Origin of the sequence: Variovorax sp. N23 (assembly GCF_025486315.1) — a bacterium.
Lineage (GTDB): Bacteria > Pseudomonadota > Gammaproteobacteria > Burkholderiales > Burkholderiaceae_C > Variovorax.
The window spans coordinates 135468-149406 of record NZ_JAOOPY010000003.1; the positions used below are offsets into that span (position 1 = coordinate 135468).

Annotated in this window: 11 protein-coding genes and 1 pseudogene; 8 read left to right on the forward strand and 4 right to left on the reverse strand. The window is 65.4% G+C overall.

Annotated elements, in window-relative coordinates; translation table 11 throughout:
* Nucleotides 1-49: 49 nt before the first annotated feature.
* Genes cyoD through N8A90_RS05860 form a run of 4 tightly spaced genes read left to right on the forward strand, consistent with a single transcriptional unit; the run spans nucleotide 50 to nucleotide 3143 of the window.
* Complete coding sequence (gene cyoD, locus N8A90_RS05845) at nucleotides 50-436, forward strand: cytochrome o ubiquinol oxidase subunit IV (RefSeq protein ID WP_262073734.1); 387 nt, start codon at nucleotides 50-52, stop codon at nucleotides 434-436.
* Entirely contained in the window at nucleotides 433-1257 is an 825-nt protein-coding gene (locus N8A90_RS05850) for an SURF1 family protein (protein WP_410087638.1), read from the forward strand. The genes cyoD and N8A90_RS05850 overlap by 4 nt, the downstream gene beginning before the upstream one ends.
* The gene (locus N8A90_RS05855; protein ID WP_262073735.1) at nucleotides 1241-2590 is read left to right on the forward strand and encodes an ATP-binding protein; all 1350 of its coding nucleotides are present in this window, start codon (nucleotides 1241-1243) and stop codon (nucleotides 2588-2590) included. Before N8A90_RS05850 ends, N8A90_RS05855 begins: the two co-directional genes overlap by 17 nt.
* Nucleotides 2580-3143 (forward strand): response regulator transcription factor, encoded by a 564-nt coding sequence (locus N8A90_RS05860; protein WP_262073736.1) that lies wholly within the window; start codon nucleotides 2580-2582, stop codon nucleotides 3141-3143. The genes N8A90_RS05855 and N8A90_RS05860 overlap by 11 nt, the downstream gene beginning before the upstream one ends.
* A 94-nt stretch (nucleotides 3144-3237) precedes the next feature.
* Here the strand turns inward: N8A90_RS05860 and N8A90_RS05865 are convergent, their stop codons facing one another.
* Entirely contained in the window at nucleotides 3238-4128 is an 891-nt protein-coding gene (locus tag N8A90_RS05865; RefSeq protein WP_262073737.1) for a LysR substrate-binding domain-containing protein, read from the reverse strand.
* Nucleotides 4129-4291: 163 nt separating this feature from the next.
* On the opposite strand from N8A90_RS05865, the gene N8A90_RS05870 reads away from it, so the two are divergent.
* From N8A90_RS05870 to N8A90_RS05880, 3 genes and pseudogenes are all read left to right on the forward strand, one after another.
* Nucleotides 4292-4837 carry a sugar ABC transporter gene (locus N8A90_RS05870; protein ID WP_262073738.1) on the forward strand — a complete coding sequence of 182 codons (546 nt, stop codon included), beginning with the start codon at nucleotides 4292-4294 and terminating at the stop codon, nucleotides 4835-4837.
* A 7-nt stretch (nucleotides 4838-4844) separates the two neighbouring features.
* Nucleotides 4845-5170, forward strand: a pseudogene (locus N8A90_RS05875) (hypothetical protein).
* Between the two features lie 10 nt (nucleotides 5171-5180).
* Nucleotides 5181-6029: an MBL fold metallo-hydrolase gene (locus N8A90_RS05880; protein ID WP_262073739.1), complete on the forward strand. Its 849-nt coding sequence runs from the start codon at nucleotides 5181-5183 to the stop codon at nucleotides 6027-6029.
* Nucleotides 6030-6122: 93 nt separating this feature from the next.
* On the opposite strand, the gene N8A90_RS05885 is transcribed toward N8A90_RS05880, so the two are convergent.
* Nucleotides 6123-6557, reverse strand: a complete 435-nt coding sequence (locus N8A90_RS05885; RefSeq protein ID WP_262073740.1) for a DUF2267 domain-containing protein — start codon at nucleotides 6555-6557, stop codon at nucleotides 6123-6125.
* Nucleotides 6558-6938: 381 nt separating this feature from the next.
* On the opposite strand from N8A90_RS05885, the gene N8A90_RS05890 reads away from it, so the two are divergent.
* Entirely contained in the window at nucleotides 6939-11306 is a 4368-nt protein-coding gene (locus tag N8A90_RS05890) for an autotransporter domain-containing protein (RefSeq protein ID WP_262073741.1), read from the forward strand.
* Between the two features lie 39 nt (nucleotides 11307-11345).
* Here N8A90_RS05890 and N8A90_RS05895 read toward each other — a convergent pair whose 3' ends face one another.
* Together N8A90_RS05895 and N8A90_RS05900 are read right to left on the reverse strand one after the other, a co-directional pair.
* Complete coding sequence (locus tag N8A90_RS05895) at nucleotides 11346-12869, reverse strand: amidase (RefSeq protein ID WP_262073742.1); 1524 nt, start codon at nucleotides 12867-12869, stop codon at nucleotides 11346-11348.
* 5 nt (nucleotides 12870-12874) lie between these two features.
* Nucleotides 12875-13864, reverse strand: coding sequence for a Bug family tripartite tricarboxylate transporter substrate binding protein (locus N8A90_RS05900; protein WP_262073743.1), 990 nt, complete (start codon nucleotides 13862-13864; stop codon nucleotides 12875-12877).
* Nucleotides 13865-13939 lie beyond the last annotated feature (75 nt).

The window sequence follows — 13939 nt, forward strand, 5'->3', positions numbered from 1 at the left end:
CCGCCCCAAGCAAAGCTCGCACCGCAGTGCGGAGCACGGAGGTATTTCTATGAGCGCAGGTCACGACACGCACGGTCACGACGACCACCACCACCACGAAGACGAGGGCCCGCACAGCACCGTCAAGGGCTACACCATCGGCTTCGTGCTGTCGGTCATCCTCACGGTCATCCCGTTCTGGCTGGTGATGGGCAAGGTGTTCGACAACTCGAGCACCACCGCCTTCGTCATCCTCGGCTTCGCCGCCGTTCAGATGGTGGTGCACATGATCTATTTCTTGCACATGAACACCAAGGTCGAAGGTGGCTGGTCGATGCTGGCGCTGGTCTTCACGTTGGTGCTCGTGGTCATCACGCTGGCCGGCTCCTTGTGGGTGATGTACCACCTCAACCACAACATGATGCCGTCGCTGCACGACATGAAGAACATGCCTTGAGCCTGCGCAAGCACGCCGACCCGGCCGCTGAACGCGGCCCGCGCTCCGCGGCCGTCCTGGCCGCGTTGGCGTTTCTGGCGCTCCTCGTTTTCTGCGGCTTCGTCGCCCTGGGCACCTGGCAGGTCGAGCGCCGTGCCTGGAAGCTCGACCTGATCGAGCGCGTCGATGCGCGGGTCCACGCTGCGCCGGTGGATGCGCCATCGCGGGCCGCCTGGCCCCAGGTCGATGCGGCCCGCGACGACTACCGCCGCGTGCGGCTGAGCGGCATCTTCCTGCACGACCGCGAGACGCTGGTCCAGGCCTCCACAGCCATCGGCACCGGCTTCTGGGTGCTCACGCCGCTGCGTGTCGCCGACGGGAGCCTGGTGATGGTCAACCGCGGCTTCATCCCGCCGGAGCGGCGCGACCCGTCCGCGCGCGGCACGACGCCGACCGGCCCCGTGACCCTCACCGGCTTCCTGCGCATGAGCGAGCGCAACGGCTTCTTCCCGCGGCGCAACGACCCTGCTGCCAACCGCTGGTTCTCGCGCGAACTGCCGGCCATCGCCGCCGCACGCGGGTTGGGCGGGCTGGGCGCCGTGGCGCCGTACTTCGTCGATGCCGACGCCGGTCCGCCGCAGACCTGGCCGATCGGCGGGCTCACCGTCATCGCCTTTCCCAACAGCCATTTCGTCTACGCGGTGACCTGGTACGGGCTGGCGCTGATGGTCGCGCTGGCGGCAGCCTATGTCGCGCGTGACGAGCGTCGGCTGCGGCGCCGCCGCATTGGCGAGAATGCGCACTCCATCGACCCCGAAAGCAAGGATGCTGCGCAAGACTGAGGCCCCGGCCGGCTTACCGGGCATCGGGCCGGCCGACACCGTGGGAGACGCGCCCGGCGACCGCACCGGACTGAAGAACATGCAGCAGCTGATCCAGCTGCGCTGGCTGGCCGTGTTCGGCCAGATCGTCACCATCGAGGTGGTGCACTACGGCTTCCGCATCCCGCTGCCGCTGGAGCCGATGCTCATGGTGCTGGCCGCCCTCGTCGGCTTCAACGTCGCGAGCCTGCTGCGCTGGCGCACCGGGCGCGAGGCGACCAACACCGAGCTCTTCGTGGCCCTGCTGGTCGATGTGGCGATGCTCACGGCGCAGCTGTACCTGAGCGGCGGCACCACCAACCCCTTCGTCTTCCTCTACCTCCTGCAGGTGATTCTGGGCGCCGTGCTGCTGGAAGCCTGGTCGAGCGCGGCCATGGTGGTGATCACCACGCTCTGCCTCGCGGGGCTGGCCTTGTTCTCGCGGCCGCTGGCGCTGCCGCTCGACCACGACCGTGGTCTGGCGAGCCCGTACATCCAGGGCATGGTGCTGTGCTTCGCGCTCAATGCGGCGCTGCTGCTCATCTTCATCACGCGCATCAACGGCAACCTGCGGGCGCGCGATGCCCGCCTGGCGAGCCTGCGGCAGCGCGCGGCGGAAGAGGAGCACATCGTGCGCATGGGCCTGCTCGCGTCGGGCGCCGCGCACGAGCTGGGCACGCCGCTGGCCACCCTGTCGGTGATCCTGGGCGACTGGAAGCGCATGCCCGAATTCACGTCGAACCCCGAGCTGCTGCAAGAAGTCGACGAGATGCAGGCGCAGCTCCGGCGCTGCAAGACCATCGTCAGCGGCATCCTGTTGTCGGCCGGTGAGGCGCGCGGCGAATCGTCGGCGGCCACCACCGTCGGCATCTTCCTCGACGACCTGGTGCAGGAGTGGCGCGCGAGCCGGCCCGCGACCGCCTTCGTCTACGAGAACCGCTTCGGCCACGACCTGCCCATGGTCTCCGATTCGGCGTTGAAGCAGACCATCCACAACGTGCTCGACAATGCGCTGGAGGCGTCGCCGCACCGCGTGATGCTGGACGTCGAGCGCGTCGACGATCGCCTGGTCCTCACGGTGACCGACGCCGGCCCCGGCTTTGCGCCGTACATGCTGACGCAGCTGGGCAAGCCCTATCAGTCGAGCAAGGGCCGGCCGGGGGGCGGGCTCGGGCTGTTCCTGGTCGTCAACGTGCTGCGCACGCTCGGCGGCAACGTGACGGCGCACAACCTCGCCGAGGGGGGCGCGCTGGTGCGCATCTCGCTGCCGCTGTCCGCCGTCACCCTGGAAGAAAAGGAACCGAATGCAAGTTGATCCCGGGCCGCCCGCACGCCGGCTGCTGATCGTCGAGGACGATGCGGCCTTTGCGCGCACGCTCGGCCGCTCCTTCGAGCGGCGCGGCTATGCGGTGTCGCTGGCAACCAGCCTGGAGGAGGTGGACGAGCTGCTGAGGGCGCCGGGTTCGCCGGATTCCCCCAAATACGCCGTGGTCGACCTGAAGCTCGGCGGCGAGGCCTCGGGACTGGCCTGTGTCCAGCGCCTGAATGCGCACGCCCCGGACATGCTGATCGTGGTGCTCACCGGCTTCGCCAGCATCGCGACCGCCGTCGAGGCGATCAAGCTAGGGGCCTGCCACTACCTCGCCAAGCCGTCGAACACCGACGACATCGAAGCCGCCTTCGGACGGGCCGAAGGCACGATCGACGTCGAGCTGACCAACCGCTCGACCTCGATCAAGACGCTGGAGTGGGAGCGCATCCACGAGACGCTGGCCGAGACCGGCTTCAACATCTCCGAGACTGCGCGCCGCCTGGGCATGCACCGCCGCACGCTGGCGCGCAAGCTGGGGAAGCAGCAGGTGAAGTAGCGGGGAGGTTGTCGGAGCGCAGTTGCTGCACGTCCTCCACTTGGAACATCAGCAGCTCGCGCGACCACGGTGGCCGGTGGCGGTGTGGCCACGATCACGGTTCTGTCCGTGCTTCGTGAAGAATCCATTTCGCAAACGCCTGCAGCGGCGCTTCACTCAGCTCGACCGGCTCAGGAAGAACGAGGCAAAAGTTCTTGGTAATCGCTTTGCCGTCCGGCCAAGGCGCGACCAAGCGGCCTTGTTCGAGCTCTGCCCCGACGTACAGGCGCGGCACCAGTGCAACGCCCAAGCCGGCCAGGGCCGCGGCTATCAGCATGGCATGAAGGTCGTAACGGGCGCCGACCGCCGAATTGGTCAGCACGATGCCGGTCTCTTGTGCATAGCGCTGCCACGCGTCCGGATTTTGTCGTCTGTGAAGGCGTGGCAGTTCGTCGAGCGATATTGACGCACCGGCGTCGGCGAGAAGCGCCGGACTGCAGACGGGCACCAGCACCTCTTCCAGCAGGCGATGGATACGCATACCCGCCCATGCAGGATGCTCGAAATGGATGGCCGCGTCAAAGCCGCTACCAGCCAGTATGAAGGGGTCCATGCGTTCGGCGATATGCACAGTGATGTTGGGATGCTTGTCCTGAAATCGCTTCAGCCGGGGGATGAGCCAGCGCGTGGCGAAGGTCGGAATGGCGGCGATGTCGATGCTCGCGCCCGCGATGGGCTGCCCCATCAGATAAAGGCTGTCCCGTTCCAACCGATCCAGAACCTCGCGGACCTGCACAGCGTATCGCTTGCCGTGGGGTGCAAGCCGTACCCGATTGCCAACCCGCTCGAACAGCGCAAGACCCAGGAACGCCTCCAATCGCCCAATCTGACGACTGACAGCGCCCTCGGTCAGCGCCAGTTCCTCGGCTGCGCGGGCGAAGCTGCCATGTCGAGCCGCGGCCTCAAAGGCCAGAAGTGCGGAATTGCTTGGAATCTTGCGTCGCATGGAGCGTTTGCCGGTGGGTGTGCGTTCGACGCCGGCTTGAGCAAACGTCACTGAAGGGTGAATTTATATCGTTATCCACGCATGACAGGCCGCCCTAGCATGACGTTTATGCAATGAACATCCGTTTGCTGCAACAAGCTCACCCGCCCAGGAGGAACAATCCTTGATCTACACCGTTGAATGCAGCTTCGCGGATCCCCGCAGCGAAGCGGAATGGAACGACTTCTACAGCCTTGAAAAACTGCCCGCCCTCATCTCGGTGACTGGCTTTCGCACGTCGCAGCGCTTCAAGGCGTTGAGCGATGGCTGCCCGGTCTACCTGGCCGTCCACACGATGGACGGTCTCGATGTCCTGACCGGGGAGGAATATCGGCAGAAAGGCGGCGGCAACTTCGCAAGATGGCAGCCACACATCACCGACTGGCACCGAAACCTCTACAGCGATATCGGCCTTGCGCCGGCGGTGCATGCAGACGAACTCCTCGCGCTTTGTGCCAGCGGCCCCGAAGCGCTGACCCGGATGGGTCTCGCACCGTTGGCCATGCGCGCAGTTGCGCTGGAGAAGTCTCCCGAACACCGCTGGCTTGCAAAGCTGCCTGGGCGAAACGCTCGGATCGCCGAGAGCCTTCCTGAAGGCATCCACCTCTACGCGCCGATGACGCGACAACTGACAACCGCGAACGTCGTTTCGACCGAAGAGGAAAAGTAGGCACGCGATGCCCAATGTCACTTTCCATCTATCAGCGGGGCGGATGCCGTCCGATGAGAAGCTCGCTGAGCTTTCGAGCGACTGCCTCGATCTCTGTACCACTGTCCTTGAGGCCGCACTCGAGAACGTTCATGTCATCCATGTCGAAGTTCGGCATGGACACGGGCATCCCGTCTTTGCGGAAGTCAATACCGCCTCGAGACGTTTCGCACGCCCTCGGTCATGAACAAGTTCATGGAAGCCCTGGACGACGCCATCGCGCGCCGCACGGGCCTCACGGCGCGTATCCGTTGTTTTGGTTATGCCGCGTCAAGCATTCACGCCCGGAATTGAGAGAAGAACCGTGTCCATCGTTACCTTTCCAAGTCAGCGAGCCGGGGACTTCACGATCACCGCCATCAGCGACGGCTACCTCAGCGCCAGCCTGGATTTCCTCTCGAACATCGATCCGTCCGAGGCCTCCAGAATCCAAAGTGATGCAGGACAGACGGCGCCTTCGGCCGTTCATATCAACTGCTACGTGGTACGCGGAGCGGGCCGCACGATTCTCATCGACGGCGGGGCCGGAGGCATCAAGCAATGGGGCGGCCGCCTGGGAACCAATCTGTCGCTTGCAGGTGTCGAGCCATCCGAGATCGACACCATCCTGCTCACGCACGCCCATCCCGACCATGTCGGAGGGCTGGTGGACAGAGGCGGGCGAACCGCCTTTCCGAATGCGGAGCTTGTCGTCCACGAGCGCGAGCTCAAGTTCTGGCAGGATGACGCAAACCTGAGTCGTGCCAGCGAGCGAGCACGAGGCAACTTCCTGATCGCGCGAGAGGCGTTCGATGCCTACCGCGACAAGCTCCGTACTTTCGATGATGAGAGGGAAGTGCTTCCCGGCATCCGCGCGATGCCGCTACCCGGACACACGGATGGTCACACCGGATACCTCCTCGAATCCCATGCTCAGGGCCTGCTTATCTGGGGAGATATTGTTCATTTCCCTCACATTCAGATCAGTCGGCCTGACGTGTCGATTGCATTCGATCAGGACGCTTCCATGGCAGCCACCACGCGATCACTGCTTCTGGACAGGGTCAGCTCAGAGAGACTGCTGATCGCTGGCATGCATCTGGGAGAACTCGGCTTCGCGCGGATCGAGCGAACGAGCGGGGGCTACGGGCTGCTCTACGAGACCGAGGCATGAGGCCGGGCAAGACGCTCGGCTTCCAGACGCCCGCTGAGATGCTCAGCGAATGTGTTGCGTCGACCGGTTGAATCCGCCGCCCGGTGTCGGCCGTCAGCACCCCTCACGCGTGGCCGCCCAAAACTTGGCGGCACCCGCTGGCAACTTGGCGAGGGCCCTCTCGAATGCCTCATGGTCAACGTGACGTCGCACCGCATGCACAACGGCCTGAATCGCTGAATCGGGTGAAAAGTTGTGCGCTCTGCGAACGTCGCGTACTTCGTCGATGAGCGATTCGTTCTGGTCAAAAGGAAGTGGCGACTCGTTGAAATCCCAATCGGCCACGAAGATGGCTCGAACGACCGGAGGCAAGACGTTCGCGAAGTCGATGGCATCTTGCGTGGACAGCCTTCGCCTGAAAGTGCGAAGAACGCCCACCACCATATTCCAGGCCATGTTCGTGGTGGCCAAACCCGCTGCATCGCGGGCATCGACCATGAAGCGCTCGAACTCCACGGTTGCGCGTTGGTACTCGGAAGGGATGGTCATATCACGTGAACCAGGCTCGGCTTCCGCCGCCGCCGAAAGCAGTCGACCGGAGATGCTACAGGAGCCTGTCCTGAATTCTGTGTTCGAGGCATGGCATCGGGACCGCCAGTGCACTGCATTGCGGTGGGTCATTCAGCGTTCACGCCGGCCATCACTCGGAATGTGAGCGGGATCACATTCCTCGCTCAATGCGCAGCCCCGTTGCTGAACGTTCATGGGACATTTGGTTGCAACGACTGTTGCACCTGATCGCAGTGCACTCGCGCGGCCGATCGAAATCAATCACCTTGGAACTTTATGAACAGATCTCAAAGAGATGTGGAGACGAACACGTCTGGCGCCGCTTCGGTTTCATTGGCCTGCAACAAAGGGAAATCCGCGATGGGAAAGACGACCGCGCACGGAGATATTCTCAGGAAGACAGCGTTGACTGCGGCATTGCTTGCCATCTATGGCTACGCACCCGGTGCTGCCGCAGTCAATTTGACGATCGAGACCCCCACCGATCTGGGTGCCTCGGTGATGACGAACAGCACGGTGACCGTGAACGCCGGTGGCGTGGTCACGGGCAATGGCACGGCAATCAGCGGCAGCGCCTACGACATGGTGCTGGTCAACTCAGGCGGAAGTCTGTCTTTCGACAACGCGACCCTGTCGAATAATCTCGACAGTCCGACGGGACAAAACGGCCGCAGCATTACAGTCAAGGGCGTCGGCGCCGCGGCTTCGCTCACGAACTCGACCCTCTCGATCAGCGCGCAATCGACGAATGCCGGCGCCGACTACGCCCACGCATTCACCGCTGCCGTGGGGGCGACGAATGGCGGCCACGTCGATATCAGCGGGGGAAGCATCAGCGCCTCGGGCAGCAAGCGCACCGTGGGCATTCAAGCGAATGACGGCGGCTCCATCAGCGCGAGCGATGTGCAGATCACCACCAACGGCAACTTCGGACACGCCGTCAATGTGTATCGGACGCCCTCGGCCAGTGAGCAGGCGACCCACATCGACCTGGACCATGTGTCGATCACGACCCATGGTTCAAATTACGCCGTAGGCATTCAATCGGCGAACAAGGGCGCCAGCGTGACCGCGACCGATACGGACATCACCACCCAAGGCGCCATCAGCTTCGGCGTCGAAACCTTCAACGGCGCGACGGCCCTGCTCACCAACGGATCGATCACAACGTCCGGAGCCGGCGCCGCCGGGGTGCGTGTTTACGGTGGCAGTCTGGGATCGGGTGCCGTCACCGTTCAGGGCACAACCATCACCACCAGCGGTGCAAGTGCGTCCGGCATCCTGGCCGGCGACGCCGCCGAACCCACGGCTGGAACCGCCTCGCTTGTCGGTGCAACCATCACGACGACGGGCAGCAACGCGGCAGGCCTCGAGTCGGCATTCGGCAGCGACATCACGAGCACGACGTCAAGCGTGCACACCCAGGGCAGTGCCTCGCACGGCGTCTATGCGCACGACGGTGGTTCGATCACCTTGAGCGGAGACACGGTCACGACAGGCGGAAATCAGTCCTACGGCATTGACGCGACGGGGTCGGGTGCCTCCGTCACCGCAACGGCCGCTTCGATCGCCACGAGCGGCTTGTATGGATTCGGAGCGCGCGCCGAAGCCGGGGGCGTCATCAGCCTCGATGGCGGCTCGATCACGACGAACAACTCGACCGGCCGCGACGTTCAGAGCGGGGACGGCTCGCGTGCTTATGCGCTGAGCGCCGACGGCGGCGGCTCGAGCATCAGCGTTCAGAACGGGACGGCCATCACCACGCAAGGTCAGCGTGCGTACGGCGCTTATGCGACGAACGGTGGGCATGTCTCGCTGACCGGTGCATCGGTGACCACCCACGGGTTCATGGCGTACGGTTTGTATGCCAGGGATGCCGGGTCCACGGTCGATGCCAACAACGTCGCCGTGACCACGTCTGGCAGCGTCGGCGATGGCGTCTGGGCGTACCAGGGGGGCGTGGTCAACCTCAACGGCGGCTCCGTCACCGTGGGCGGCGAACCCAATGTGAACAGTCCGCATGAAACGGCCAATGGCTTGGTCGCGGTGGGCGGCGACAGCGTCTTCGCGCCGGGGACGATCAATGCCACAGGGGTCACGGTCGTGACCCAGGGTGCCAACAGCGCGGGCGTGTTGGCCGGGTCCACTGTCGGCACGTCGTTCACCACCGGGGCTGTCAATCTGACCAACTCCAGTGTCACGGTGCAGGGCAGCCATGCCGTCGCCGCGCGTGTGAACTACGGCAGTTCGCTGACGGCCAACGGCTCCACACTGGTTTCCCAAAATGGCGATGGCATCGTGATGACGGACAACGCGACCGTCAACCTGGTCGGCACCAGCGTACAGGCTGCAGGCGCCTCGCTGGTCTCGAACCTGGACAGGGCAGGACAAAAGCAGGCGATCAGCGTCGGTGCAGGGTCCGCGCTGACGGTGAACAATGGCACCCTGCTGCAGGTGAATCGCTCGGAGGCCGGCATGGACGGCATCGTCGATCTCACGTTGCAGGCCGGTTCCATCGCGCGCGGCGACGTGATCGATCTGGATGGGTTGACCTCCGACAACACGACGCGCAGCCAAGGCGGCAAGACCAACTTCACTGTCGCGGCGGGCGCCAGTTGGACCGGTATCGTCCGGGGTATCAACGATGTCACGGCCGGCGACGGCGGGTCGCTGGTCGACAATGGCGGGTCGCCGATTCAGGGCAATGTCACGGGTGGCCCGAGCTCCACGATCACCTTCAACAATGGTGCCGCGATCGGTGGCACCGTGTCGGTCGCAGCGGCCAGCCAGGCGACTTTCAATGGCGCGACGTCCATTGGCGGCAACGTGACGGCCACCGATGCGACGCTGTCATTCAACGGCGCCACGACGATCAACCAGAGCGTCAATGCGGAACAGACGCAGATCACGTTCGCCGCTTCCACCACCATCAACCAGAGCGTCATCGGCGGCAGCGGCTCGACGATCGCGTTCAACGGCGCGGCCAGTGTTGCGCAGAACGTGACAGGAGGCGCAGGATCGTCCTACACCTTTGCCGGCGCGACGACCATCGGGCAGGACGTCGTCGGCAGCGGGACCCGTTTCGAGTTCAGCAAGGGGCAACAGACGACGATCGGCGGCGATGTCACGCTGAACGACAACGCCAGCCTCCAGGGCGGCACGACGGCCACGCCCATTGTCATTGGCGGTGATGCCATCGTCAGCAGCGGCGCGACCCTGGGCGGCAACCTGTACGTCCAGGGTGCATTGAACGGTGCGGGCGGCAACATCAGCCCGGGCAATTCGGTCGGGACGCAGAGCTATGCGTCCATCACGAGTTTCGGCAGCACGTACAAGGCTGAGGTCAATGCCGCCGGAAAGTCCGACCTGGTCATTGCCAGGACCGGCGATGTCGATCTGTCGTCCACGCATCTGACCGTCGCTCAGGAGAACGGCAACGGCGGGTACCTTCTCCATCATGACTACACCATCGTGCAGACGGTCGATGGGGTCGTCAAAAATCAATTCGCCAGCACGCAGCTGGATGACAGTTTTGCCAACACGCTGGTGACGCTGGATCCGGTCAAGTACGCGTCCAAGGACGTCAGTGTGAGTTTGTCCGTCGACGCAGCCAAGGTCGCGGCGGCACGCAGGGGTCTCTCCTTCAATCAAAGTCAAACGCTGGATGGTGCGCTTTCCGTCGCCGGTGAGAATGCCGCCGCCGCGGCCGCGATGACGTCGACCGACACCAAGGGCTCCTTGAATCAGTTGTCGGGAGAAGTGCATGCCAGCACGCTGTCGGCAATGCTCAATTCAAGCCATCTGGTTCGGAACACGGTTTCGGATCGCCTGCGCGGCAATGCAGGCGCCGGCATCCCCCCGTCGACCAGCCCTTTGTGGGCGCAAGTGGTCGGCGAGAGGAGGACGCTGGACGGTGACAGCAACGCGGCGACAGCGAAAAGTGCCGTGGGCGGGCTGTTCCTGGGCGGCGATACCCAGGTTGGCCAAGGCTGGCGCATCGGTGCCGCACTGGGATACACCGACGGCGATACCAAGGTGGATGACCGGTCATCGCAAGCCGACGTCAAGAGCTACACGGCGGCCGTCTACGGCGGGAACAGCTGGGACACCGGGAAGGGAAGCCTGGACCTTCTGCTGGGTGCGGCGTACACACGCCATGCCATCGACACGAGCCGTTCGGTGACGCTCGGGGGCAACCAGGCGCTGAAGGCCGACTACCACGCCAATGGCACGCAGTTGTTCTCGGAACTGGGCCATGCCTTCCCGGTCGGGGACGCCAGTTCGTTCGGGCCGTATCTCGGGTTGGCCTGGTTGAAACAGTCCGTCGATGGCTTCGACGAATCGGGTGGCGCTGCCGCCTTGAGGTCCGCTGGACAAACCGATGACGTCACGACCGCGACCGTGGGGGTGCGGGGCAAGACCGCGTTCACCGTGGGCGCCCAGAAGGCGACATTGACCGGCGGCATCGGTTGGCGACATGCCGCCGGTGACATCGATCCACGGCGCCAGATGTCGTTCAGTCAAGGCGACAGCGCGTCCTTCAGCATCGCCGGCACGCCCATTGCCAAGGATGCTGCCCTGGTGAGCGTCGGCGCTGAAATGGCGATCGGCAAAAATGCCACGGTGGGACTGAGCTACATCGGCGAATTCGGCGGCGGCAGCCGCTACGGCACGCATCGCTGTACCTCAAAGCGACCTTCTGATCTTCATGTGCCGCCAGAGAAGTGAATTCTCCTGCGGCTCAGGCAGGTCTGTCGCTGCCGGGGATCACACCGCCGACGTCGCGTGCTGCGCGCCGCCACTGCCATCCAGCACCGGCGGCGCCGTCACGATGGAACGCAGCGCCGGCTCCACCACCGACGCCCGCAGCTTCGCCAGATCCGGCCGCGGCCGGCGCAGTTCGGGGATGGCCGCGAAGGCCTGTTCCATCGCATGCGACGCGCCGAGCACCTGCGCGTCGGCACGGAAGCCGCCCACCACCTGCAGGCCGAAGGGCATGCCGCGGTGGTCGACGCCGCAGGGCAGGGCCATGGCCGGGTTGGTCGCGAGCGTGACCACGTAGGTCAGCGACAGCCAGCGGTAGTAGTTCTCCTGCGGCTCGCCGTTGATGGTGTCGGCGTACATCTGCGTCCACGGGAAGGGCGACACCGGCGTGGTGGGCGAGAGCACCAGGTCGTACTCGGCGAAGGTGCGCTGGAAGCGGGCGATGAGCCGGGTCTGCTCGGCCTGCGCCCAGGCGCTGTCGGGCAGCGACATGCGCGCGCCCATCTCGTAGTTGGCGCGCGAGTTGGGGCCGAGGCTGGACGGGTCCTTCTGGTAGGCGGCGTGCATGCCGGCCACGAAGGCTTCGGCGCGCAGCACGTCGAAGCAGCGGTGGGCCTCGCCGAGGTCGAAGCTCACCGCGTCGCAGCGTGCGAACAGGTGCTTCATCGCGGCGATCTTCCGGCGGAAGGTGGCGCGGATGTCGTCGTCGACGGCGCAGGTGCCGAAGTCTTCGGTGTAGGCCACGCGCAGGCGGCTCAGGTCGATGTCCTGCGGCTTCAGGAAAGCCAGCGGGTCCAGCGGATAGCTCAGCGGGTCGCCCGCGTGCATGCCCGCGGAGGCGGCCATCTGCAGGCAGGCGTCTTCCACGCTGCGGCCCATCGGGCCGACCACCGAGATGGGCGTCCAGCCCAGCAGCTTGCGCACGCTCGGCACCACGCCGGGCGAGGGGCGAAAGCCCACCACGCCACACTTGGCGGCCGGGATGCGCAGCGAGCCGCCGGTGTCGGAGCCGGTGCACAGCGGCAGCATGTCGCAGGCCAGCGCGGCGGCCGAGCCGCCGGAGGAACCACCGGCGTTGAGGTTCGGGTCGAAGGGGTTGCCGGTCGCGCCCCACACCACGTTGCGCGAATTGGCGCCCGCGCCCATCTCAGGCACGTTGGTCTTGCCCGCGACGATGGCGCCGGCCTGGCGCAGCCGCGCGACCAGCACGATGTCTTCGTCGGGCACGTGCGCGCGGTAGATCGGCGAGCCCCAGGTGGTCAGCAGGCCGGCGGTCGGCTCCAGGTCCTTCACGCCCAGCGGCAGGCCGTGCAGCAGGCCGAGCGGCTCGCCGGCCAGCACGGCGCGTTCGGCCGCCTGGGCTTCGCCGCGCGCGCGCTCGAAGGCGGTGGCGGTCACGGCGTTGACGTGCGGGTTGAGGTCTTCGATGCGCGCGATGCAGGCGTCGAGCAGTTCGACGGGGGAGATCGCCTTGCGGCCGATCAGGCGGCGCAGTTCGACGGCGGAGGTTTCGACGAGTGTGCTCATGAACCTCAATCCGCCGTGATGTTGGCGCGCACGGCCAGGGCGCGCATCACTGGCAGTTCGCGGTTGATCAGCGCGGCGGATGCGGCCGCGTTGCTGTAGGCGGGCTCGAAGCCCTGGGCGACCAGCTTGGCACGGGTATCGGCGTCGGCCATGGTGGTGGCCAGCGCCTTCTCGAGGCGTGCCTTGACGTCCGTCGGCAGGCCCTTCGGCGCGGCCAGGATGAGCCAGGTGTCCATGTCGATGTCCGGGTAGCCGCTCTCGGCCATCGTCGGCACGTTGGGCAGCAGGGCGGAGCGCTTGGCCGCCGTCACCGCGATGGCCTTGATCTTGCCGCTCTTGAGCTGCGGAATGGCGGCCGACACGGTGTCGATGCTGAACGGGATCTGCCCGCCCATCAGGTCGGTCATGGCCGGCGCGCTGCCCTTGTAGGGCACATGCGTCATCTTCAGGCCGGCGGCGTACAGCACGGTTTCGCCAGCGAACTGCGCCGTGGTGCCGCTGCCGTAGGAGCCGTAGGCGTACTTGCCCGGCGCGGCCTTCACGTAGTCGACGAACTGCTTGACGGTGGTGACCGGCACGTCCTTGTTGGCCAGCAGGATCAGGCTGGTGCGGCCGGTGATGCCGATCGGGTCGAAGCTCTTCACCGGGTCGTAGGGCAGGTTGTGGCGGATGGCCGGGTTCACCGTGAAGGTGGTGCCCGAGCTCACCAGCAGCGTGTAGCCGTCGGCCGGTGCCTTGGCGACGTAGGCCGCACCAATGACCGTGCCGGCGCCGGCGCGGTTCTCCACCACCACCGGCTGGCCCAGTTCCTGGCCCAGGCGCAGGCCGATCACGCGGCCGAGCACGTCGGTGGCGCCGCCCGGCGGGAATGGGATCACCAGCGTGATCGGCTTGGTCGGGTAGTCGGCTGCGACGGCGGCAAACGGCGCGGCCACAACGGTGACAGCGAGGCAGCCGGCGGTCGCAAGGCGGGTGAGGGCGGTGAATGCGTTCATGGTGGCATGCTAGGCGCCGACTCCTGTTGCGGCAAGCACCATGTTTAGAATATTCGATTGCCGAAAAGGCAATCT

Coding starts and splice junctions, on each gene's coding strand:
- cyoD (WP_262073734.1), top strand. CDS start 50: ATGAGCGCAGGTCACGACACGCACGGTCACGACGACCACCACCACCAC.
- N8A90_RS05900 (WP_262073743.1), bottom strand. CDS start 13,864: ATGAACGCATTCACCGCCCTCACCCGCCTTGCGACCGCCGGCTGCCTC.
- N8A90_RS05860 (WP_262073736.1), top strand. CDS start 2,580: ATGCAAGTTGATCCCGGGCCGCCCGCACGCCGGCTGCTGATCGTCGAG.
- N8A90_RS05890 (WP_262073741.1), top strand. CDS start 6,939: ATGGGAAAGACGACCGCGCACGGAGATATTCTCAGGAAGACAGCGTTG.
- N8A90_RS05895 (WP_262073742.1), bottom strand. CDS start 12,869: ATGAGCACACTCGTCGAAACCTCCGCCGTCGAACTGCGCCGCCTGATC.
- N8A90_RS05865 (WP_262073737.1), bottom strand. CDS start 4,128: ATGCGACGCAAGATTCCAAGCAATTCCGCACTTCTGGCCTTTGAGGCC.
- N8A90_RS05855 (WP_262073735.1), top strand. CDS start 1,241: ATGCTGCGCAAGACTGAGGCCCCGGCCGGCTTACCGGGCATCGGGCCG.
- N8A90_RS05885 (WP_262073740.1), bottom strand. CDS start 6,557: ATGACCATCCCTTCCGAGTACCAACGCGCAACCGTGGAGTTCGAGCGC.